This is a genomic window from Caulobacter sp. DWR1-3-2b1 (assembly GCF_049895765.1).
Taxonomy (GTDB): Bacteria; Pseudomonadota; Alphaproteobacteria; order Caulobacterales; family Caulobacteraceae; genus Caulobacter.
Window position 1 is genome coordinate 1 of record NZ_JAFCSZ010000015.1, and the last position, 22,035, is coordinate 22,035.

At 65.8% G+C, this 22,035-nt stretch carries 14 protein-coding genes; 11 read left to right on the plus strand and 3 right to left on the minus strand.

Annotated features, from left to right (window positions below; translation table 11 throughout):
- The 8 genes from ACP69S_RS13840 to ACP69S_RS13875 all read left to right on the plus strand — a co-directional run.
- A partial coding sequence (locus tag ACP69S_RS13840) for a type I secretion C-terminal target domain-containing protein (protein WP_425998130.1) occupies window positions 1-1,188 on the plus strand: 1,188 nt, incomplete at its 5' end.
- A gap of 84 nt (window positions 1,189-1,272) precedes the next feature.
- Window positions 1,273-2,226, plus strand: coding sequence for a glycosyltransferase (locus ACP69S_RS13845; protein ID WP_425998132.1), 954 nt, complete (start codon window positions 1,273-1,275; stop codon window positions 2,224-2,226).
- Complete coding sequence (locus ACP69S_RS13850; protein WP_425998134.1) at window positions 2,227-3,363, plus strand: acyltransferase family protein; 1,137 nt, start codon at window positions 2,227-2,229, stop codon at window positions 3,361-3,363.
- 121 nt (window positions 3,364-3,484) lie between these two features.
- A complete protein-coding gene (locus tag ACP69S_RS13855) occupies window positions 3,485-4,165 on the plus strand; it encodes a polysaccharide biosynthesis/export family protein (protein WP_425998136.1) in 681 nt (226 codons plus the stop codon).
- Between the two features lie 79 nt (window positions 4,166-4,244).
- Complete coding sequence (locus tag ACP69S_RS13860) at window positions 4,245-6,437, plus strand: GumC family protein (protein ID WP_425998137.1); 2,193 nt, start codon at window positions 4,245-4,247, stop codon at window positions 6,435-6,437.
- Window positions 6,438-6,446: 9 nt separating this feature from the next.
- The gene (locus tag ACP69S_RS13865) at window positions 6,447-7,343 is read left to right on the plus strand and encodes a glycoside hydrolase family 16 protein (RefSeq protein ID WP_425998139.1); all 897 of its coding nucleotides are present in this window, start codon (window positions 6,447-6,449) and stop codon (window positions 7,341-7,343) included.
- 124 nt (window positions 7,344-7,467) lie between these two features.
- Entirely contained in the window at window positions 7,468-8,799 is a 1,332-nt protein-coding gene (locus ACP69S_RS13870; RefSeq protein WP_425998141.1) for an O-antigen ligase family protein, read from the plus strand.
- A complete protein-coding gene (locus tag ACP69S_RS13875; RefSeq protein ID WP_425998143.1) occupies window positions 8,796-10,286 on the plus strand; it encodes a lipopolysaccharide biosynthesis protein in 1,491 nt (496 codons plus the stop codon). Before ACP69S_RS13870 ends, ACP69S_RS13875 begins: the two co-directional genes overlap by 4 nt.
- Here ACP69S_RS13875 and ACP69S_RS13880 read toward each other — a convergent pair.
- The 3 genes from ACP69S_RS13880 to ACP69S_RS13890 form a co-directional block, all read right to left on the minus strand.
- The gene (locus ACP69S_RS13880; RefSeq protein ID WP_425998145.1) at window positions 10,265-11,233 is read right to left on the minus strand and encodes a glycosyltransferase family 2 protein; all 969 of its coding nucleotides are present in this window, start codon (window positions 11,231-11,233) and stop codon (window positions 10,265-10,267) included. The two genes, ACP69S_RS13875 and ACP69S_RS13880, sit on opposite strands and share 22 nt — an antisense overlap.
- Window positions 11,230-12,297, minus strand: a complete 1,068-nt coding sequence (locus ACP69S_RS13885) for a glycosyltransferase family 2 protein (RefSeq protein WP_425998147.1) — start codon at window positions 12,295-12,297, stop codon at window positions 11,230-11,232. Before ACP69S_RS13885 ends, ACP69S_RS13880 begins: the two co-directional genes overlap by 4 nt.
- Before the next feature lie 75 nt (window positions 12,298-12,372).
- Complete coding sequence (locus ACP69S_RS13890; RefSeq protein ID WP_425998149.1) at window positions 12,373-13,545, minus strand: glycosyl transferase family 1; 1,173 nt, start codon at window positions 13,543-13,545, stop codon at window positions 12,373-12,375.
- A gap of 100 nt (window positions 13,546-13,645) precedes the next feature.
- On the opposite strand from ACP69S_RS13890, the gene ACP69S_RS13895 reads away from it, so the two are divergent.
- The 3 genes from ACP69S_RS13895 to ACP69S_RS13905 all read left to right on the plus strand — a co-directional run bounded on the left by ACP69S_RS13895 (window position 13,646) and on the right by ACP69S_RS13905 (window position 22,005).
- The gene (locus ACP69S_RS13895; protein WP_425998151.1) at window positions 13,646-14,719 is read left to right on the plus strand and encodes an acyltransferase family protein; all 1,074 of its coding nucleotides are present in this window, start codon (window positions 13,646-13,648) and stop codon (window positions 14,717-14,719) included.
- A 727-nt stretch (window positions 14,720-15,446) separates the two neighbouring features.
- Window positions 15,447-16,127, plus strand: a complete 681-nt coding sequence (locus ACP69S_RS13900; protein ID WP_425998152.1) for a sugar transferase — start codon at window positions 15,447-15,449, stop codon at window positions 16,125-16,127.
- A gap of 67 nt (window positions 16,128-16,194) precedes the next feature.
- Window positions 16,195-22,005 carry a type I secretion C-terminal target domain-containing protein gene (locus ACP69S_RS13905; protein ID WP_425998153.1) on the plus strand — a complete coding sequence of 1,937 codons (5,811 nt, stop codon included), beginning with the start codon at window positions 16,195-16,197 and terminating at the stop codon, window positions 22,003-22,005.
- The last annotated feature ends 30 nt before the right edge of the window (window positions 22,006-22,035 follow it).

Sequence of the window (22,035 nt, forward strand, 5' to 3'; positions counted from 1 at the left end):
ATCACCGACTTCACCGTCGGCGTCGACAAGCTGGACTTCTCCGGCCTGATCGCCGCCAGCGGCTATACGGGCTCCAACCTCGTCGCCGACGGCTACCTCAGCATCGTCTCGGACGGCCAAGGCGGCTCCAAGCTGCTCTTCGACATCGACGGCAAGGGCGCGGGCAATCCCTGGGCGACCACGATCGTCACCCTCGACGGCGTCTCCCCCCATGGCCTGACAGCGGGTCAGTTGTTTGTATCAAGCCCGGCGCCGACGCCAGCGCCTACCCCGGGTACGCCCGCTCCGGCCACACCCCCGCCGACGACCGGTGGCGGCCTGCATGGCTCCGACACGGCGGCCTCGTGGCTGACCGGTGGAACGGGAGCCGACCTTCTGACCGCCGCACATCTGGCCGACACCCTTACCGGCGGCGCGGGCTCCGATACCTTCGTGTTCAACGTCCTGCCCTGGAACGCCGGGCACATCACTGACTTCGTGGTCGGGGTCGACAAGCTCGACCTGTCGACCCTGTTCAAGGACAGCGGCTATTTCGGGTCCGACCCGATGGCCGACGGCTATCTGAGCTTTGCTTCGGACGGCCGAGGCGGCGCCAAGGTGATGTTCGACATTGACGGCCGCGGCTCCGCAAATCCGTGGGCCACGACCATCACGACCTTGGACGGCGTAAATCCCGCCTCGCTTACCGCGACCAAGGTGCTGGGCGCCTCGACGCCCAGCGTCGTTCCCACGCCGTCGCCAAGCCTGCCTCCGCCTTCGACGGTAGCGCCGCAGCCATCGACCGAGCCCGGCATGTACCTGAGCGGCACGAACAAGGGCGCCTCCACCCTGACCGGCGGGGCCGGAGCGGACACCCTCAAGGGCCATTACAATGCCGACGTCCTCACGGGCGGGGGCGGCGCTGACGTCTTTCTCTTCGACGTCACCCCATGGAGAGCGGGACACGTCACCGACTTCACGGTCGGAGTCGATCGCCTGGACCTGACCGGTCTGCGCGAGCTCACCGGCTATACCGGGTCGGATCCGATCGCCGATGGCTATCTGAGCTTCCGCGACAATGGAGACGGTGACACCTTGGTCTATGTCGACCTCGATGGCCTGGCCTGGGGCAAGCCCTGGCCATTCCTGATCACGACGCTGGACAATGTCTCGGCGACGGCGGCTCAGAGCGCGGACTGGCTGTTCTAGGGCAGCGGGAACACGCCTCGGCGCTGCGCGCTTAGCAAGCGGTCACCGCTCGGGGTGGTGATCGCCTGCTGGGGAGCTGAGCGTTTGATCAAGGTAAGCGACAAGGCGCCGACGGCCTCGAAAGAGGCCGCTGATGGCGCGCCTCGCCTTCAGCCGGCGCCGGTGGATGTCTGCATCTGCACCTTCCACCGGCCGGAAGTGATCGAGACCCTCCGTTCCGTCGCCGCCCAGACTCGGCTGCCCAGCCGGGTGATCGTTGTGGACAACGCCGAGGAGCCTGAAGCCGCCGGCCGTGTCTCGGCGGAGGCGGCCTTGCTCGGCCTGACCGTCGTCTACATCCACGCGCCGGCCCGCAACATCTCCCTGGCCCGCAATGCGGCCCTCAACGCCGCGCGGGCGCCATGGCTGGCGTTCATCGACGACGACCAGTTCGCTTCGCCGAATTGGTTGAGCGCACTGCTCGACAGGGCCGCCGACGGCGATGTCGATGCTGTCCTGGGGCCGGTCGACGCCATCTATGATCCGGCGGCGCCGGTCTGGCTGCGGCGCCTGAACAGCCACTCCACCCGGCCCGTATTCGTCGGCGGGAAAATCCTCAAGGGTTACGCGGGTAACGTCCTGCTCAAGCGCTCGACGCTCGAGGCCACGGACCTGTCCTTCGACCTAGCCCTGGGGCGCACGGGCGGCGAGGACGACAGGTTCTTCCTGCAGATGACGGGTCGCGGCGGCCGTATCGGGTTTGCTCCCAACGCCGTTGTCTACGAGCCTGTACCGGAGGCCCGCACACGCTGGGGCTGGCTGCTCAAGCGCAATTTCCGCAGCGGCCAGACCCACGGCGCCCATCTTGCGCAAGGCGGCAGTCGCGGCCAACGGCTCAGGCATGGGCTTGTAGCGGCAACCAAGGCGCTGGCCTGCGCCGGCTGCGCGCTGGCAAGTTTTCCTGACCCGGCCCGGCGAGCGGGTTGGGTGTTACGGGGCGCGATGCATCTGGGCGCCGCCTCGCGCCTGGCTGGCCGCCGCGAACTGGAACTCTACTAGATGACCGCGATCCAGCCGAGCGAGGCGCCGTCCACGCCCGGACCCGCGGACCAAGGCTCGATCCTGACCAATATCCAGGTTCTGCGCGGCTTGGCCGCATTGCTGGTGGTCTTTGTCCACCTGCAGGATCTTGTTCGTCTGGGCGGAGCGTCTCAGGGCATATTCGCCTGGGGCAATAGCGGCGTCGACGTCTTCTTTGTCATCAGTGGTCTGATCATGGTGCAGGCCACGGCCCGTCGACCCGTGGGGCCGGCGCTTTTTATGCGCCAGCGTCTGACGCGCGTGGTCCCGTTATATTGGCTGGTCACGCTGGGCGTATTTACCCTCGTCTGGCTTTGGCCGGGCCTGTTCAGTTCGACGGACGCCGATCCGATCAAGCTGGCCAAGTCCCTCGCTTTCATTCCGTACCAGCGTCCTGATGGCGAGTTGCACCCGCTGGTCTTCCTGGGGTGGACGCTGAATTATGAGATGGCTTTCTATCTGCTGTTTTCCGTCGGGCTGCTCGCTGGCCGCGCCCGCCTTGTCCTGCCGCTTTTCGTCCTGGGCTTGGCCGTAGTCGCCGGCCTGATCTTCGCGCCGACCACGCCCTTGGCGAGGTTTTACACGGCGCCTGTCATCTTGGAGTTCGCCGGTGGAATGCTGCTGGGGGCTGGCCGGGGCCGCCTGCCACAGGGCCGGGTGGCGGCGTTGGCGGCGGCCATCGCGGGAGCCTGCGCGCTCGTCTTGATGCTCGCGGCGCCGACACTCTGGCCAGGCGTCGACCGCGCCGTGGCGGCGGGTCTGCCGGCCCTGGTCATCGTCGCCGCGGCCCTGATGCTCGAGAAAAGCGGCTACGTGGCGAAATGGCCAATGGCCCGCCGGATCGGAGACGCCAGCTACTCGATCTATCTGACCCACTTCTTCGTAACCGCCGCGGTCACCAAGCTTGCCGCCAAGCTGGGAATGACCAGCTGGCCTGAGCTGGCAGGGCTGATGATGCTCGCCTTCGGGCTTGTCATTCTGGCGGGTTTGGCCGTCCACTATTGGGTCGAGCTTCCGCTGGCGCGGCTGTTCAAGCCTGGCGCGAGGCCTTGGTCACGCGATCAAGAATCGCCCGCCAAAGCAAAGCTGGCGACCACAGGGCCTTTGGATCATTAATGGTTAAGCTTTTCTCCGGACGTCCGAAACATTTCAAGGTTTCGGAACTGCTTCGCTTCGCTCGTGTTGTTGTGCAGGGCAACATTTAGTCGACGCACAGGGCATGCGGGAAGGGCTTTACATGATCACGCGAGTCTGCGCCGCCGCGCTTGCGGCTTCACTATTGTTTCTCGGCACCGCTATGGCGGGTCCTAAAACGGCGAGCTTGCCGCCGCCCGATTCCGCCGTGGCCATCCGCCCCGGCGATGCCGAGTACCGGATTGGACCCAAGGACACCCTGGACATCAATGTCTTTCAGGTGGCGGATCTGACCCGTACGGCCCAGGTCGATACGGGCGGCAAGATCATCCTTCCGCTGGTCGGACAGATCACTGCTGCTGGCCGCACGCCGGGCGAGCTTTCGAGCGACATCGCTGCGTCCCTCGGCAAGTCCTATATGAAGAACCCGCAGGTTGTTGTTTCGGTCAAGGAAGCCTCGAGCCAGAAGATCACCGTCGACGGCGCCGTGAGCCAGCCGGGCGTCTACGCTCTGACCGGGCCCACCACCCTCATGCAGGCCGTGGCCTTGGCGCGGGGCGCCGATCCGCGCCTGGCCAATCTGCGCCGCGTGGCTGTTATTCGCACCGTGCAAAACGAGAGGACGACGGCCGTCTTCGACCTTGGCGCCATTCGGCAAGGCAAGGCCGTCGATCCGCAGATCTACGGCCAGGACATCATCATCGTCGACACTTCCGCCAGCAAGTCGTTCCTGAGCAATTTCAGTCAGGCCTTCCCGGTGCTGTCGCTAATTCCGATCCTGTAATCTACGCGGCGAGCGCGATCACAACCATCTTTTTGTCACGCGCTTGGGCTGGGGCCTGGCCGCGCCAGTGGAAATCAACATGAGCAACCTCATTCCGCTCTCCAACGACGCCGTGGGGCCGGTCCGGGCGCGCGGCGGCTACGGCGCCCAGGCTTCGCGCCCGCCCGAGTTGCGGCGCATGACAGGCGCCATCCTCCAGCGCGCGCCGCTTGGTCTTGCCGTGGCCGTCGGGATTTTCGTAGCGATCATGGCTTTCGCTGCGACCCTGCCATCCCGCTACACCGCTCACGGCTCCATCCTCGTGGACCCAAACCGCGAGAACCTGGCCCGTACGCAGGCGCCTCAAGGCGGCGGACCGCCGGACATGAGCGCGATCGACACCCAGGTGGAACTGGTGCGCTCGCATGCGTTGGCCGAGGCCGTGGTCCGCAAGCTCGAGCTTTACAAGGATCCCGAGTTCAACCCCAAGGCCCGCACAGCGGCCGCGACGCCGGTTGGCGACGCCCAGACCGTCGCCCAGGTGGCTGATCGCCTGCAGGACCGCACCAGCGTGCGCAGGGCCGGGCTGACCTATGTCATCGACGTCGGCGTCACTTCCAGTTCGCCCCAGAAGGCGGCCATGGTCTCCAACGGTGTGATGGAGACCTATCTCCAACGGCAGCTGGACGAGAAAATCAGCGCGGTGAAAAAGGCGAACCGCGAGCTCGGCGTCAGCCTGGAATCCATGCGCCAGGAGGCCGAGGCCACCGAGGCCCGCGTCCAGGAATACAAGAACGTCCATGGCCTGTTCAGCGCCGAAGGCGCCACTATGGCCGAGCAAGAGGTCTCGACCCTCAACCAGCAGATCGCCCAGGCCAAGGCCGACACCGCCGAGAAGCAGGCCAGGCTGGCCGCGGCCGCTACCCAGGTGCGACGTGGCGGCGGCGGCGCCGACGTCGGCGCGGCTCTGGGTTCGGACACCATCCGCGAGCTTCGCAAGAAGGAAGCCGAAACCAGCGTGGCGCTGGCGCAGCTGCAGGCCGACTTCAAGCCGGACTACCCGGAGGTCAAGCGCACCCAGGCTCAGCTCAACGACATCCGCAGCCAGATCCAGCTCGAAATCAACCGCATCCTCTCCAGCCTTCAGGCCGAGGCCTCAGCGGCGTCGCAGCGCCAGGGATCGCTGCTGGGAAGCCGTGGCACGGCCCAAGGCGGCCTCGCCGCCAATGGTCAGGCCCAGGTCGGCCTCCTGATGCTGCGCCAGCGCGCGGACTCCGCCAAACAGATCTACGAAGCCTATCTCGATCGCGCCAAGCAGGTGGCGGCCGAGGGCAGTCTGCAACAGACCGACGCCACCATTGCCTCGTTGGCCACCGCGCCGGCCCAAGCCAGCTCACCCAACCTGCCGCTGATCGGTCTGGCGGCAGCGCTGCTTGGCCTGCTGGCCGGAGCGGTCACCATGCTGATGGCGGAGCTTTGGAGCCGTAGCCTGCGCAGCGGTGACGACATCGAGCGCGAACTGGGCGTGCCCTTCGCCGGCATTCTGCCCGACTACGCCTCTGTAGCCGGCCGCCGTCGCCGACGCGGCAAGAGTGCGCCGGCCGAATATCTGCTGAACAATCCCCTGTCGGCCTTCGCAGAGTCGCTGCGTAACCTTCGCGCCTTCCTGATGCTGTCAGGCGGCGCGCCGGCCAAGATCCTGGCCCTGACCTCGGCAGTGCCGAAGGAGGGGAAGAGCATGACCTCGCTGTGCCTAGCCCAGGCTATGGCGCTGTCGGGCTCGCGGGTCGTGGTGGTCGATTGCGATCTGCGGATGCGTGGCCTGACCAAGCTTGTAGGCGATCAGCCCGTGGGTCTGGTTCAGGTGATCGACGGCGAGGTGAGCCTGGAACAGGCCTTGGTTTATGACGCTCGCACGGGCCTGACTGTGCTGCCGGCCGCCGGCGGTCATCCTATCCCCTACGACCTGTTCGGCTCCCCGCAGTGTGACGCCCTGCTGCGCCGCCTGGCCGAGCAATATGACTATGTGATCCTTGATACGCCTCCGATCCTGGGCGTTGCGGACGCGCGCATCCTGGCGGCCAAGGTCGACAAGGTCCTGTATGTGGTCCGGTGGAACAAGACGCCCCTGCGTACGGCGCAGTCGGCCATAGACATTCTGACGGAGTGCGGCGCGGACGTGGCCGGCGCGCTCCTGACCCGCGTGGACATCAAGGCCCAGTCGCGGTTCGGCTTCAAGGACCAGAGCGACTACTTCCACGAGTACCGCAAGTACTACATCGCCGCAGCCTAGGGGCGAGCCATGAACACTATTGTGCGTCGAGGGGCGCTGGTCGCGGCCGTGCTGGCCGTGGCCGCCGCCATTCCACTGGCCGGCGCTGCGGGACGTGCGGCGCGCTCCGCGAAGCCGGGCGCGGTCTTGATCCAGACCCCGGATGGCAGACCATTGACCCTGGCCTTTTCGGATGAGTTCGAGCGCTTTCGGCCGCTCCATGCCGCAGGCGGCGGCGTGTGGCGCACCACCTTTGGCGACGGGCGGGTCGACGACCTCGACCAGCGGACGATCCGCAAGAACGGTGAGTTGCAGCTCTATGTCGATCCGGCCATGCGTCACTCCGGCAAGACGGTGGGCCTGGATCCGTTTTCGGTCTCGGACGGCGTTCTGGAAATCACCGCCAACACCTTGGCGCCCGAACAGAGCGCCCATCTGGGCGGCTATGGCTTCAGTTCAGGCCTGATCACCACTCAGCCCAGCTTCTCGCAGCGCTACGGCTATTTCGAAATGCGCGCGGCGCTTCCCGCCGGCAAGGGCCTTTGGCCCGCCTTCTGGATGCTGGCGGCTGACAATAGCTGGCCTCCGGAAATCGATGTGATGGAGAATATCGGCGATCCGCGCCGGGCCTATGTCACGGCCCATTCCAGCACACGAAAGGCTGAGGGTATTGAGGTCGCGCTCAGCAATCAGGACTTTCACACCTTCGCCGTCGCTTGGGATCCTCAAACCCTGGTCTGGTTTGTCGACGGGGCCGAGGTTGGCCGCCAGCCCACCCCGAGCGACATGCACAAGCCGATGTATCTCGTCGCCAATCTCGCCATAGGCGGCGGCTGGGCTGGACCGCCGAACGCCCAGACCCGTTGGCCCGCAAAGCTGCGGATCGATTACATTCGCGCCTACAGGTTCACCCGTGACCCAGTTTGAGCAGCTTGGCCCCCGACGCATGTCGCCTCGTTTGAGGCTGGTGGCGCCCGGTGAGGCCATTAACGCGCCGCCGTCGCCCCGTCCCGCAAGACCGGCTCGGCGGTCGCATCCGGTCAGCGCGACCTTGACGGGCCTGGACCTCGACGGCGGTTTCAGCCTGCTGATGTTCTTGCTGCTGCTCTTCAGCCTGCAGCTTGGCACTCTGGGCGCGGCTCTGCTGAGCCTGTTGATCTTGGCCTATGGCGCCGCCATGTGGCGGCGCCTTTGGTCGGTGCTTGCCCCCCGCGCCTTCCTGCTGGTCGTGCCGGGTTTCGCCGTTCTGTCGGTGTTCTGGTCACAGGCCCCTGGAGACAGCGCCAAGTTCGCCTTGGAATTCGTGCTGACCGTTCTGGCGGGTTTGCTGCTGTCGGCGGCGAAGAACCCCCATGCGGTGTTCCGCGGCATGGCGACGGCCTTCTTCATCTATGTCTGCGCGGCGATCGCCTTCGGCCACCAGACCGCTGTCGGAGCCTACGGCGACCAGGCCTTTTCAGGCCTGAGCGACGGCAAAAACCTGCTGGCCGACATCGCCGCGACCGGCCTGCTGCTCTCTCTGGGCGTCGCAGTACACGCCCTGCAGCACAGCCGTCCCGGTTGGGCGTTGGCCGGGTTCTTCGCCGCTCTTGTCCAGTTTTATGCGGTGGCCGCGGCCCATTCGGCTGGCGCCTTGCTGGGGCTGGGCTTTGGCCTGATCGCCCTGGCCGGCCTATTGGCGGTCTATCGGGCGGGCATGGGACTTCGCGCCATCCTGGTCGGCTTCCTGTGCGTCTGCTTGGTGGTCGGAGCCGCGAGCTATGAATGGCTATCCACCCAGCTGATCGAGCTGGGCGCGGACCTGTTCGACAAGGATCCCACCCTCACCGGACGAACCTATCTGTGGTACCGCGCCGATCAGCTTATCGCCGAGCGGCCGCTGCTGGGCCGAGGCTTCTATGCGTTCTGGCTGCAGGGCGACACCGACGCCGAAGGCTTGTGGCGCTATGCCGGCATCACAAGTCGGGGCGGCTTTTCCTTCCACAATACCGGCGTGGAAATCCTTGTGCAGCTGGGATGGCTGGGCCTAGTCACCGTTCTGCTGACTGTTCTGATCGGCCTCGGGCTTTTGCTGCGACGTTTCGTGCTCCGTCCCAACCTGGCCCTGTGCATCTGGATGAGCATCCTTCTGTATGAGCTGGTGCGCACCCCGATCGAGGCTGTCGGCATGGCCCCGTTCTATTTCTCGACCATACTGACCTTTGCGGCGCTCGCTGCGGCCCTGGGCTCTAGCCAGCACGAGGCTTCTCCCGGGCCGGAGTCCGATGATCGCCGCAGCAGCCGCCGTCGCAGCCCGCGAGCGCCGGACCGTTCGCACAGGCTGCTTGAACCGGCGACCGTTCCGACTCGCCGCCTCCTGGCCCCGCCCGTGGAGCAGCCATGACGGCTGCGTCGGCGCCGACGTCGACCGGCGCACCGCGCGGGGCGATGGGCGCCCTGGTGCTGAGCGGGGCCAACCTGGTGCGTTTGGCCGCGCAACTGGCGCTGTTGCCGGTCCTTGCCCGCCTGGTCGGGCCCAGCGACTATGGCCTGGTGTCGCTGGCGATGCCCTTTGTGCTGTTCTGCAACGCCCTAGCCGACGGGGGATTATCCACCGCCTTGGCCCGGCGTCAGTCACCATCGGTCGAGCTGGAGTCCACGGTCTTCTGGTTGGCGGGGGCTATCGGGACCAGCCTGGCGATGCTGGCCTGCCTGGCGGCCTGGCCGCTGGGCGCGGCGATGAACCAGCCCCGCCTGCCGCTGCTGATCCTGGGCCTGTCGCCGATCCTGGTGCTCAGCGGCTTTACGGCGGCGGCGAACGCCCGCGTCATTCGCGAGCGGCGGTTCACCGTGTTTGCTGCCGGCGACCTGATCTCGACCTTCGCCAGCGGCGCCGCGGCCCTGACAGCCGCTCTGCACGGCTGGGGCGCCTGGAGCCTGGCGGTGCAGCAACTGGTGCTGTGGACCTGCAAGTTCGCCTGGGTGGTCAGCGCCTCGCGCCTGCCGATCCGCCGGCATTGCCGTCCAAGCCAGGCGCTCGATCTGCTGCGCTTCGGCGCTCACAGTCTGGGTGCGACCCTGGGTGACTTCCTGGCGCGCAACCTGGACAACATCATTGTCGGGGCGACGCTGGGGGCCTTGTCGCTCGGCTACTACGCCATGGCCTACCAGATCATCCGCATCCCCGACCTGATCATTTCCGGCCCGCTTTACCTGCTGATCTTCTCCGCGGTGGCGAGAGCAACGACGAGGCCTGACGGGCCCGCTCCGGTGCAGATCGCCACGGCGGCGCTGAGGCTGGCCGCCATCGTCCTGACCCCGCTGTTCGTCGGGCTTGGCATTGTCGCCGGACCAGCCGTGAGCCTGGTGCTGGGCGACCAATGGACAGGGGCAGTGCGAACCCTGACCTGGCTGAGCGCGGCGGGGCTTGGATTTTCGCTCTGCTCGGTTGCGGCCGCAGTGCTGATGGGACTGGGGCGATCAGAACTGCAGTTCCGGATGGCCATGGCGTCGGGACTGTGCACCGTCGCGGGCGTGGCCCTCAGCGTTCGCTTTGGCTTGGCAGCGGTAGGCGCGACAGTCGCCGTGGTGACGCTCTGTGCGGCGGCGACCTATATGGTGGTCTTGGCGCGAGCTCTGCACGCGCCAGTTCGCAGTCTACTGAGCGCCCTGGCGCCGGCCGCCGTTGGCGGTGTGTGCATGGGGACGGCGCTCCTCCTGAGCCGACCGATCTGGGCCGCCTGGCCGCCCGCCCTGGGGCTTGGCGCGGCTATTCTGTCGGGCGCAGCGGTCTATGGCGCGGTAGTCGCGCTACTGGCGCGTCGAAGCTTTCGCGCCGATCTGCAGGCGTTCAATCGCGCCGACGAGGATCAGGCCCGGACTGTCGACTGACGGCGGGCCGCGGCAAAGCGGTCCAGGCGAGCGCGTAGCGGCTGGGTAAGCAGCGCCCAAATCTGCGGCTGTCCCACGGCCGACATCAAGCTCGAGACAATCGCGCCCTCCTTCAACCCGGAGATGACGGTCTCGTAGGCCCTGGCTTTTTCGAGCGAGCGTGCGCGGCGCGTCAAGGCCTCGCGAAGCTCTGGCGCCCGGTTTGGGAACTCCGCGCGGAAGCGGTCTTGGGCGGTCAGCATGTCGGTCAGGGCGGCCGGCGTCAGCCGGTGAGAGATCGACTGCGGGTGTTTGCGATAGCGGTATAAGGCGGCAGGCTCGAGCCGCAGACGGCCTGCGCGCAGCATAAGTCGTAGCAGGAGATCGTAGTCTTCGCCGATCCGCAGGCTTTCATCGTATCGTAGCTCGGCCAGCAGGGAGCGCTCGATAAGCGGCTTGAGATAGCCAAAGTCCGGACCCGGGCCATACATCACGCCGCCTTCGATGAACTGGGCGGGCGTTATCCAGACCGGCGCGGCAAAGCGATCTGGCGGCAGCATCGGATAGGGCTCGAAAGCTCCCGTCTCCGTGAACACCATCTGATTGTCGGCGACGATCCGCGCGCCATCGGCGGCGGCGCGCGCAACCAGACAAGCCAGCCGGTCGGGAGCCAGCTCATCGTCGCTGTCGACGATTGCGATCCACCGGCCTCGCGCCGCGTCCAGGCCACGGTTGCGCGCCGCCGCCGGCCCCTGATTGCGCGGCTGCGGCAACACGGTCAGGCGGGAGTCGAGGCGAGCGCGGGTTTGCAGCACCGCCACACTCTCATCGGTCGAAACGTCGTCGACAACGATCAGCTCCAGGTCGGACAGGGTCTGGTTCAGGACCGAATCCAGCGCGGCGTTCAAGTGACGCGCGCCATTGTAATTGGCCATGACGACGCTGACGACGGGATGTCCGACACTCACAGGACTGGACTTTCGGTCGCTACCGCAGGCGCGTGAACCGCAAAACCGTGGGTCAGTCTCTGCCGCCACGCGCCGAACGACCAGGCTGCATGCATGATCATGGCGGCCGGGCCGGCCAACACCCCCCACGGGTCGCGACGTCTGACCGCCAGCAGAAGACCAAAGCCGAGGCAGGCTATGCCCCACAAGGTGGCAGGCGCGGCCGCCAGCCCGAACCAGGGACTGACCGCCGCCAGAACGAGGGCCGGGGCCACCAGGAGCGGCAGAGTCTGGCGCGGGCGAAGCCGGGCGCGGTGCTTGAGCACGGTGCGCATGCGCCCCCGGCCATAGGCGAAATATTGCCGCCACAGGGCGGCAGGATTGTCGCGCGGGTAGTAGGTGACGCGAGGCTGGTCGGTCAGCCAGATCTTCCCGCCGGCCTGGGCGAGGCGCAGATCCAGTTCGGCGTCCTCGTTATGGCTGAAGCTTTCATCGTAACCGCCGCTGGCCAGGAAGGCCGGCGTCGAAAACAGCGCATGATGGCCGTGATCGACCCAGCCGGTGGCGCCAGCGACGCGATGGGCCGACCCACCCGTGCCCAGGGCCGAGGTCTGCGCAATCGCGACACCCCGTTGGAAACCGGGCGCGCCTACGGTGTCCATGGCGACCACAATCGAAGCCGCCTCGCGACTCAGGGCCTGCTCTACCAGCGCCGAGGCGTAGCCATCCGGATAGGTGGCGTGCGCGTCGATGCGGATGAGCCAGGGGCGATCCTGCCCGTAAAGGCGGGCGGCAAGGTTGACGCCCGCACTCTGCAATCGCGCGGGATTGTCCAGAAGACGGATCTGCGGCGCCTCGCGAGCGAGGGCCTGCACGATCGACCGGCTGGCGTCGCGGCTGCCGCCATCGGCCACCACGATCAGAGGATCGACCAGAGCCTCATCCGCCAGAAGTTGCTTCAGCAAACCGCCGATGAACCGCTGCTCATTGAGACAGGGGATTACGATCAGGGTGCGACGCGCGGCGTTGAACGGCGCTCCACCCGGTTGCATGGCGCTGTTGGGAAAAGCGGCGTCGGGCGTCATCGGAACATCCTGAGAAGGGACGGGCCTTCAACAACCCTCGGCGCTCAAGGTTCCGGACGCCGCTCGCCACGGTCGTCAGCCAGCCGCCTCGACGTTCAGAGCCAGGCCGCGCTTGGCGGTCGTGCGACCCGCCTCGGCCAAGGCTGCGACCAAGCCTCGGCATTCCTCCTGGTCGGCGCGAAACAGGCTCGCCGGGGCGCTGCCGGCTCGGGCCGAAAGGGCTTCGTAACGAGCCGTCGTCATCCCTTCCAACATCGCCTCGATGTCGGTCGGCTTGTCGAGAATCACGCCCAGGTCATGACGCGCCAGCCATGCGCTGGTCTCCACACCCGCCACGGCCACCGGCACGCAGCCATGCAGTCCGCCCTCGTAGATGCGATTGGGCAGCAACCAGGACGAATTCGCGCCCGCCTCGAAATAGTCGATCGCCCAGGTGAAGTGCATGTTTCCATAAAGCGCGGGCAGCGCTTCCGGGCGATAGGGGCCGCCGAATCGCAGCGCCGTCGTGGCGCGGGTCTGGGCGTCGAAATCCTCAAACTCGGTATAGCTTGGTCGGCCGCGCACAGTGACGTCGGCGAGATCCGGGCGCCGCCGCGCCAAGTCGGTGAGGATATCGAGACTCCGCGCGCATCGAATGGCGCCGAACCAGCCGATCTTCCATGGCGGCCCCGGCGCAGGCCGGTTCACACGGTCAGCATCCGCGCCGCCATAGACCTTGTTCTCGACCAGGCGCCATGGCGTTTGCAGCCGACCACCCAGATCCTGCCGAGGCTTGAAATATTCACGGATGAAGGCAGGGGAGCTTACGACGAGCAGGGCCACCCCCGCCATCAGCCGCCGCTCGAGGCTCCGCATGACGGTTCCGACCCGCCCGCCGGCGAGCATTAGCTGATGCACATCCAGGCATTCGTAAACCAGGCTCGCAGCGGGCGCGACCAGCCGGCGCGCCGCGCTGGCCAAGGCCAGCATTTCGAGGTTGCGGGCCAGGATCACATCGACGCCCGCCAGAGCGGGCTTGAGCCGCCCGACGCGCGCCAAGTTCTGCAAGACCTTGCCAATCCGCTGGGCGAAACGGGCGTCATAGGTGCGACCAAGGCTGAACGTCTTCACGTCGGGATGGGGAGCCGACGCCGCCTCGCCTCGATAGAAGCCGAGCAAGGTCACGTCGGCGCCGCCGGCCCGCAACATGGCGACCCTCTTGGCGACCGCAGGGTCCTCCAGATTATGCACGAAATAGGCGATCTTCATGCTGACGGGTTCCCTCAAGCGTCACGCTCGGGAGCCAAACGCACGGACGCCCGTTTGGACGCAGCGACGCTTGCGCCTCGCCAACAAATCAAGGGCCGACATGGATCGAAAAACGGGCTGGGGTCTGCAAAGCGCGGCGTCATCATCCAATCCGAGCCGCGGCGATCTGGCTTCCATCCAGTACCTGCGCGCGGCGGCGGCTTTGGCGGTCCTGGTGTTTCACGCCGCCGATCGTGCGGGCCTTCGATTTGGCGCGGGAGCTGCGGGCGTCGACGTCTTCTTCGTGATCAGCGGTTTCATCATGTGGGTGATCGGCGCGCGTGGCGCCCCGACGCCGCTGGATTTCCTGCGACGGCGGGCGCAGCGCATTGCGCCTCTCTATTGGCTGGTCACCCTGGGCCTCGTCGGGGCCTTCCTCGTTGCGCCCGGCGTGTTTCGCCATCTTCAGCCGACGCCCGGACACGTGGCGCTGTCCCTGGCCTTCGTGCCGCACGCCGACCCGCGAGGCCATGTCGCGCCTCTGGTCGAACCCGGTTGGACGCTTAATTTCGAGGTGTTCTTCTACGTGGTGTTCGCTGCTTGCCTCGCTGCTCCACGTGCGCTGCGCCTGGGCGTGCTCAGCGGCGTCCTTGTAGGGCTGACGCTGCTCGGCGCGGTGCTGGCGCCCAAAGGGCCTATCGCCCAGACCTATACCAGTCCGCTGCTTCTCGAGTTCCTGGCAGGCGTTTGGATCGGCTGGGCCTGGCAACGCGGCCTCTGTCCGGGGCCTCGCCTGGCCTCAGTGCTGCTGGTGGCCGGCATTTTCGCTCTGGTCGCTCTGGAATTGACGGCGGTCGATGTCGCCCCGCTGAGGGCTTTCCTCTGGGGCGCGCCGGCGGTCGCTATCGTCTGGGGCGCGCTGGGATTGGAGCGCGCGGGAAAGACGCCGGACTGGCCTGTTGCCAGGTTGCTGGGCGATGCTTCTTACTCGATCTATCTTGTCCACGGTCTGGCGATCGCAGTGGCGCTGCGTCTTGCGTCATGGCTTGGTTTGTCAACCGGCTTGACCATTGTCGGGTCGATCGCCGCAGGATTGATCGGGGGTCTGCTCTGTTTTGGTCTGGTCGAGCGTCCCGTCAGCAAACTGTTACATCGCCGACCGACAAGCGTAACCATAGCACCAAGCAAAGGTTGAGTTGTTGAGTGCAATTGCGACCTAATCTCGACTCTTCACGTCACTCATCTTTTCATGCATAATGGAGTCAGTTAATTTGCCGTGGATACTGCCGACTGTCAGGGTGTCGGCTAAGAAGTAGGGATGGGAATGCGCATGGCGACCCGGGACAATCCGCCTGCTGCAGGCCTGAGCCCTCAGGAAGATTCACAAAACAGCGCCCACCGGTCCGCCTTGTCACCAGAATCGCTCCGAGCCGCAGAACAGTCGGACGACATTCCCGTCGAGGGTAAATGGGGTCCAGGCCAGACCTTGCTTGCTATCATTGGCGCTTCTGGCGGGCTTTGGGGTCTGTTTTTCCTGGCGAGGCAACTGCTGGACGGCCGTTGATCGCCACTTTCGACGTCTGTTGCGACCTCCGAAAATCGACACAGTATTGGACGGACACCCTTTGCGCAGCCGGGGCCACCAGGGCATGCGCGGCGGACGCCGAACGCGCGCCCGGGAGTGGATCTGCCGCCATTCGCAATTTTAAGTGCAATGGTTAGTGTTTCTGCAGATCTTGAATAAAGCGCTGCCGTAAATTCGCTTTAACCTCAAGCACCATTGGCCTCGTGTGCGACTTCTCTGCATCGGGGTCAAAATTATGTCGGCTTGGGGACAAAAAATGCTCCGGCCGAATGGTTAAGTTGGAACTAACTATTACCCGGTTCGCTAGCTCGTCGGACGGTTATTGGGTAAGAGGGCTATGACGCAAATTTCCTACAGTGCAGTTCGCGCTAACGCGGCTGTTTCCATAACCCCTGCGCGTAGCGCTGGGGAATCGTCCCTAGGTGACATTATCGACATCGTTATCGCGATTGCCGCGTTGATCTTTATCGCGCCGCTGATGGCGCTGATCGCCGCCGCGATCTATCTGCAGGACGGTGGTCCGGTGGTGTTCGCTCACCGCAGAGTCGGTCGTTCGGGGCAACACTTCTATTGCCTGAAATTCCGTTCGATGGCTTCGGACGCCGAGGCCCGCCTGGCTCAAGTCCTGGCGAATGATCCTGCAGCCCGTGAAGAGTGGGCCCGAGATCACAAGCTGAAGAATGATCCGCGCATCACCAGGCTGGGTCATTTCCTGCGTCGTTCGAGCCTTGATGAGCTTCCGCAGCTGTTCAATGTGCTACGTGGCGAAATGAGTCTGGTCGGTCCGCGTCCGATCGTGGACGCCGAAGTGCCGCGCTATGGCCGCCGGTTCGCACGCTATTGCGGCGTCAAGCCCGGCATTACCGGTCTTTGGCAGGTCAGCGGTCGCAATGACGTCAGCTACCGCACGCGTGTGGCCATGGACTGCGCCTATGCGCGGGCCAAGAGCGTGCCCTTCGACCTGTGGATCCTGTTTGCGACGATCCCGGCCGTACTGCTGCGCCGCGGTTCTTACTGAAAGCAGTAAGCCCGCGCCCACTGGGCACAGTAAATTTTAGCGTGATTTCGTTACGGGAGGCACGATCGTGCCCTATCTGAACTATCTGGGCGCCCCTATGCCCGAGAGCGTACCTGAGACCGGCAATCTACTGGGCACGCCAGCAGGCGGCGAAATCATCCAGGCCGGGCCGGGCCATATCTCCCTGGCTGGCAATGGCGGCGGCGACACGCTGATCGGTTCGGCCGGTGACAATCACATCTTCATCACCGACCCCCGCGATGTGGTGATCGAAGGTTTTGGCAAGGGAATCGACACCCAGATCGGCTGGACCTCGATCATCCTAGCCGACAATGTCGAGAACCTGATCGTCCATCAGGACTTCAACTACGCCGTCGGCAACAGGCTGGACAACCTGATCATCGTCGACGGAAGCCAGTGGGTGGTGGGCGGCGGCGGCAATGACGTGCTGGTGGGCTCCGAGACCCAGCGCACCACTTTCGCCATGGAACGCGGCGACGACCACGACGTGATCTACAACTGGAACGGCAATTCCCAGCTGCAGTTGACGGGCTATGGCCTTAACAGCGCCGCGGCGATCCGTTCGGCCATGACACAGGTCGGCGACGATATCGTTCTGCACCTGTCGGATACCGACAGCATCACCGTGCGCGGTGTTTCCCCTGAGGACTTTACCGACCGCCAGTTCCTGCTGCCCCTCGACAGGAGCAAGCTCGGCGAACTGACCTTCCACGACGAATTCAACACCCTTCAGCTGTTCAACCCGGCAACGGGCCAGGGTCAATGGCTCACCAATTTCGGCGGCAATCTCAAGGACCAGTGGGCTTACACCCTGGTCTCGAACGGCGAGACCCAGGCCTATGTCGCCCCCGGCTTCCAGGGACGCGGCGAAGAGGATCTGGGCGTCAACCCGTTCTCGATCGCCGACGGCGTCCTGACCATCACCGCCAAGCCCGTCGAGGCGGAGTTCTCCTACGCGGCCTGGGGTCGCGATTACACCTCGGGCATGCTGAACACGCTCGGGACCTTCGAGCAGAAGTACGGCTATTTCGAAATGCGGGCGGATCTGCCGGAGGCGGCGGGCGCCTGGCCGGCGTTCTGGATGGTGCCTCAACCCTATCTGCCTAATGTCGAGGCCGACATTATGGAGGCTCTGGCGGCCACGCCCCACGTCGACCATCGTCACGCCTCGGGCGGAGCGGACGGCTCGGAAGGCATGTACGACCAGATCTACAAGGCCGACACCGACGGTTTCCACTCCTACGGCATGCTTTGGACCGCCACCACGGTGACGTTCTACTATGACGGAGTCGCCGTTCTGCAGGGGGCTACGCCCAGCAACTGGACCAACCCTATGGCGATCATCGCCAATCTGGCGGTCGGCGGCTGGGGCGGGGCGGCAGACATGAACGCCTTCCCGACAGAACTCAACATCGACTATATCCGCGCCTATGCCCTGGCTGACGGGTCGAGCCAGGTGGTCCACGAACGGCCCGAGCTCCCGGTCGATACGCTTCTAGACCAGGGCGCCGCCGCGACCCGCGACACTCAGGCCATGGTGTTCAGGGCCGACGGTGAGCTGGTTTCCAGCGCCCACATCAAGTTGTTGGCGGGGCCGCCACAAGCCTCCGCCCTGCCGGATGGCAAGAACCTGCTGATCTGGGAAGACGCTGGAGCGGTGTTCGCCGCCGTGTCCGACGATGGTCAGTTGGGACGTTCCACGGTGCTGATGGCCGGCAAGATCAGCCAGTTTACCGGTGACGGAACCTGGCTGACCAACGGCAAGGTGGTGTTCTCCTACACCCAGCCCAACGACGCGGGCGGCGTCGACCTTTGGGATATGGTGCTCGATCCCGGTAAAGGCGCCTTTGTCCGCCAGAACCTGGGACCGGCCGCCGCGGATGCTCAAGCGGTGTTCATCGCCACCGATGTGGGCGGGTTCGCCGTCAGCTGGCGGTCGCCCGACGGCGATGTGATGGCCCGAGGCTATGACGAGTACGCCTACGGCGGCGACGTACCGGGCTGGTATGGCCCGACGCGCGAGATTACCGGCGACCTGATCGGCGTGTACGCCCAAGGCCAGGTGATCGCGCAGAACGGCTCCGGTCAACAAATCTACAGCCTGCACCAGGCATCGGCCACCACCGCTCCGGTGGTTTCCTTCGCCACTGGACCCGTGAGCCTGTCGGAGGGCGGCGAAGGCGCGGCTGTCTTTACCTATACTCTGGCCCGGGTGGGTCCCACCGACACTGCCGGAAGCGTTGTCTGGTCCGTGGCTGGAACTGGCGACAACCCCGCATCGGCCGCGGACTTCGTCGGCGGGGCCTTGCCCAGCGGCGTCGTCAACTTTGCGGTGGGCGAGGCCAGCAAGACGGTGACCATTTCCGTCGCCGGCGATCGCGTGGTCGAGGCCAACGAGCAATTCGTTGTCAGCCTTTCCAATCCTGTGGGCATGACTGTTGGCGGGGCCACCGTCCGCGGGACCATTGTCAACGACGACGTCAATGCCGGCACCGGGCCTGCCCAAGGGCAGGTTCTGAACGCTACCGGGCCGGGCTCGACGCTGACGGGCGGAGCGGCTGATGACACGCTCAACGCCAGCCAGGGCTCGGATGTTTTGACGGGCGGCGGCGGCAAGGATATCTTCCATCTGGGCTCGGAGCCCTGGGCGCCGATCCGGATCACCGACTTCACCGTGGGCGCGGACAAGCTGGACCTGTCCAGCCTGTTCCAGACGGCTGGCTACAAGGGGACCGATCCCTTTGCCGACGGCCGCTTGATCGCGCTGGACGATGGCGCGGGCGGGACCAAGCTGCTGTTCGACCGTGATGGCTCCGGACCAGAACCCCAATGGGCCAACTACATCGTCCAACTGGACAAGGTGTCGGCCTCGTCAGTGACCTGGCCGGCTCTCAGCGGCTCGGGTGGAGCAGGCGATCCGCCGCCGTCCCCTCCGCCTCCCCCCAGTTCGACCGGGGTGGTGCTGACCGCCAGTGGTCCGGGCTCGACCCTGACCGGCGGCGCCGGCGACGACACCCTCAAGGCCAGCCAGGGCTCGGACGTCCTGACGGGCGGCGGCGGCAAGGACATCTTCCACCTGGGCTCCGAGCCTTGGGCGCCGATCCACATCATGGATTTCACGGTGGGCGCGGACAAGCTGAACCTGTCGAGCCTGTTGCAGTCGGCTGGCTACAAGGGGACCGACCCCTTTGCTGACGGCCGTTTGATCGCACTGGATGACGGCGCGGGCGGCACCAAGCTGCTGTTCGACCGCGATGGCTCCGGCCCAGAACCCCAATGGGCCAACTACATTGTCCAGCTGGACAAGGTGTCGGCATCGACCGTGACTTGGACGGCCCTCGGCGGCTCGGGTGGCTCCGGCGACCCACCGCCGCCACCACCGCCCCCGCCTCCGCCTCCCCCCAGTTCGACCGGGGTGGTGCTGACCGCCAGTGGTCCGGGCTCGACCCTGACCGGCGGCGCCGGCGACGACACCCTCAAGGCCAGCCAGGGCTCGGACGTCCTGACGGGCGGCGCGGGCAAGGACGTTTTCTCGTTCGCCAACGCCCCTTGGGCTCCGGCCCAGATCACCGACTTCACTGTGGGCAGCGATCGGCTGGACATCGCCTCCCTGCTCCAGAAGGCGGGCTATACCGGCAATGATCCAATCGCCGACGGCTATGTCAGCCTGCTCGACGACGGCGCGGGCGGGACCAAGCTGCTATTCGACTCCGACGCCGCGGGCTCGGGCCAACAATGGGCCAGTTATATCATCCAGCTGGACGACGTGGCCGCCAACGGCCTGACCTGGGCCAAGCTGAACGGCGCAACCCCGGCTGGAGGCGGGACCCCGACTACACCGCCGACGGGAGCGGGCGCCTTCGTGGTGTTTGCCGGACAGTCGAACATGGGCGCGCCTTACCAGGACGCCTCCACCGTAACCAGCCGCTGGGTTCCCGACCCTCATCTGCAGATCTGGAACGACGCGGGACAGCGCTGGGAAGCAATTAATCCCGGCGTCAATACGGGCTACGGCGGTCAGCCGAACGGGTGGGGACCCGAGGTCGAGTTCGCCATCCAATTCCGGGCGGCGCATCCGGGCGAGACCCTGCGTATCGTAAAATCGGTTCATGGCGGCACCCAGCTCGCCCAGGACAATCAGGCCTATCACGCCGACTGGTCGCCGAGCAGCTCTGCGGAACTGTTCGCCCAGACCACTCAACTGATCGATCGAGCCAGTGCGGCGGCCGGGGGCGACAAGCCCGATGTCGTGTTGTTCGGCCAAGGTGAAGAGGACGCCAACCACCAACAGGCGGCCCTGGCCTATGGCGACAATCTGGCCACACTTTTCACCGCCATCCGCGCCCAGTGGATGAACGATCCAGCGGGCAAGATCGGCTTCTCCCAGATCGGAACCTCGCCGGTCTATGCGGCGCAGGTGCGCGAGGGCGAACAACGTGTCGATGCGGCCGATCCGAACGCCATCAGCTTCGACGCCGCCAGTCTGCAGGTACAGGCCGACGGCCTGCACTTTTCGGCGGCCGGCCTGGCCGGCGCTGGCGAGAAGTTCTTCGCGCTCTACCAGACGATGACGACCTCAACCGGCGGATCGAGCGGCGCGGTGCTGACCGCTGCGGGCCCGGGATCGACGCTGACGGGCGGCGCTTTCGATGACACGCTCAACGCCAGCCGTGGTTCGGATGTCCTGACGGGCGGCGGCGGCAAGGACGTCTTCCACTTGGGCGCCGAGCCCTGGGCGCCGATCCGGATCACGGACTTCACGGTGGGCGCGGACAAGCTGGACCTGTCCAGCCTGTTCCAGGCGGCTGGCTACAAGGGGACCGATCCATTCGCCGATGGCCGCCTTGTGGCGCTGGACGATGGCGCCGGCGGGACCAAGCTGCTGTTCGACCGCGACGGCTCTGGCCCGGAACCCCAGTGGGGCAATTACATCGTCCAGCTGGACAAGGTGTCGGCCTCGACGCTGACTTGGGCTGCCCTCGGCGGATCGGGTGGTCCAGGCAATCCGCCACCGCCGCCCGCTCCGACCGGTATGGTGCTGACCGCCGACGGTCCAGGCTCGACCCTGACCGGCGGCGCCGGCGACGACACCCTCAAGGCCAGCCAGGGCTCGGACGTCCTGACGGGCGGCGCGGGCAAGGACGTTTTCTCGTTCGCCAACGCCCCTTGGGCTCCGGCCCAGATCACCGACTTCACTGTGGGCAGCGATCGGCTGGACATCGCCTCCCTGCTCCAGAAGGCGGGCTATACCGGCAGTGATCCAATCGCCGACGGCTATGTCAGCCTGCTCGACGACGGCGCGGGCGGGACCAAGCTGCTGTTCGACTCCGACGCCGCGGGCTCAGGCCAACAATGGGCCAGTTATATCATCCAGCTGGACGACGTGGCTGCCAACGGCCTGACCTGGGCCAAGCTGAACGGCGCAACCCCGGCTGGAGGCGGGACCCCCGCGGTCCAGACTGGGTCCGGGAGCGTGATCCGTTCGGACCGCTACGGGGACGACCTCACGGGGACCAGCGGCGCCGACACACTGATCGCCGGTCAGGGACCAGACACATTAAAAGGCGCAGCCGGCGCGGACGTCTTCGTCTACGAGGCGATCCCGTGGAATGCCGGCGTGATCGTCGACTTCGAAAGCGGCGTTGATGTGCTGGATCTAAGCGACCTGTTCTCGGCCTCCGGCTATCGCGGTCAGGATCCACAGCTTGACCGCTACCTGGAGTTCCGCAGCGCAGGGGCTGATACGGAGGTCTATTTCGACGCTGACGGGGCAGGCCAAGGCTGGTCGAGCCTGGTCACGCGTCTGCAGGGGGTCTCTCCTGACGACCTGGAGCCCAGGGACTGGATCTTCCACTAACCAGCAGAGCGCTAGAGCATTTTCCGATAA

What these genes read in the sequence shown, in the direction of transcription:
- ACP69S_RS13850 (WP_425998134.1), top strand. Translation starts at nt 2,227, where the DNA reads ATGACCGCGATCCAGCCGAGCGAGGCGCCGTCCACGCCCGGACCCGCG.
- ACP69S_RS13855 (WP_425998136.1), top strand. Translation starts at nt 3,485, where the DNA reads ATGATCACGCGAGTCTGCGCCGCCGCGCTTGCGGCTTCACTATTGTTT.
- ACP69S_RS13860 (WP_425998137.1), top strand. Translation starts at nt 4,245, where the DNA reads ATGAGCAACCTCATTCCGCTCTCCAACGACGCCGTGGGGCCGGTCCGG.
- ACP69S_RS13865 (WP_425998139.1), top strand. Translation starts at nt 6,447, where the DNA reads ATGAACACTATTGTGCGTCGAGGGGCGCTGGTCGCGGCCGTGCTGGCC.
- ACP69S_RS13875 (WP_425998143.1), top strand. Translation starts at nt 8,796, where the DNA reads ATGACGGCTGCGTCGGCGCCGACGTCGACCGGCGCACCGCGCGGGGCG.
- ACP69S_RS13885 (WP_425998147.1), bottom strand. Translation starts at nt 12,297, where the DNA reads ATGACGCCCGACGCCGCTTTTCCCAACAGCGCCATGCAACCGGGTGGA.
- ACP69S_RS13890 (WP_425998149.1), bottom strand. Translation starts at nt 13,545, where the DNA reads ATGAAGATCGCCTATTTCGTGCATAATCTGGAGGACCCTGCGGTCGCC.
- ACP69S_RS13895 (WP_425998151.1), top strand. Translation starts at nt 13,646, where the DNA reads ATGGATCGAAAAACGGGCTGGGGTCTGCAAAGCGCGGCGTCATCATCC.
- ACP69S_RS13900 (WP_425998152.1), top strand. Translation starts at nt 15,447, where the DNA reads ATGACGCAAATTTCCTACAGTGCAGTTCGCGCTAACGCGGCTGTTTCC.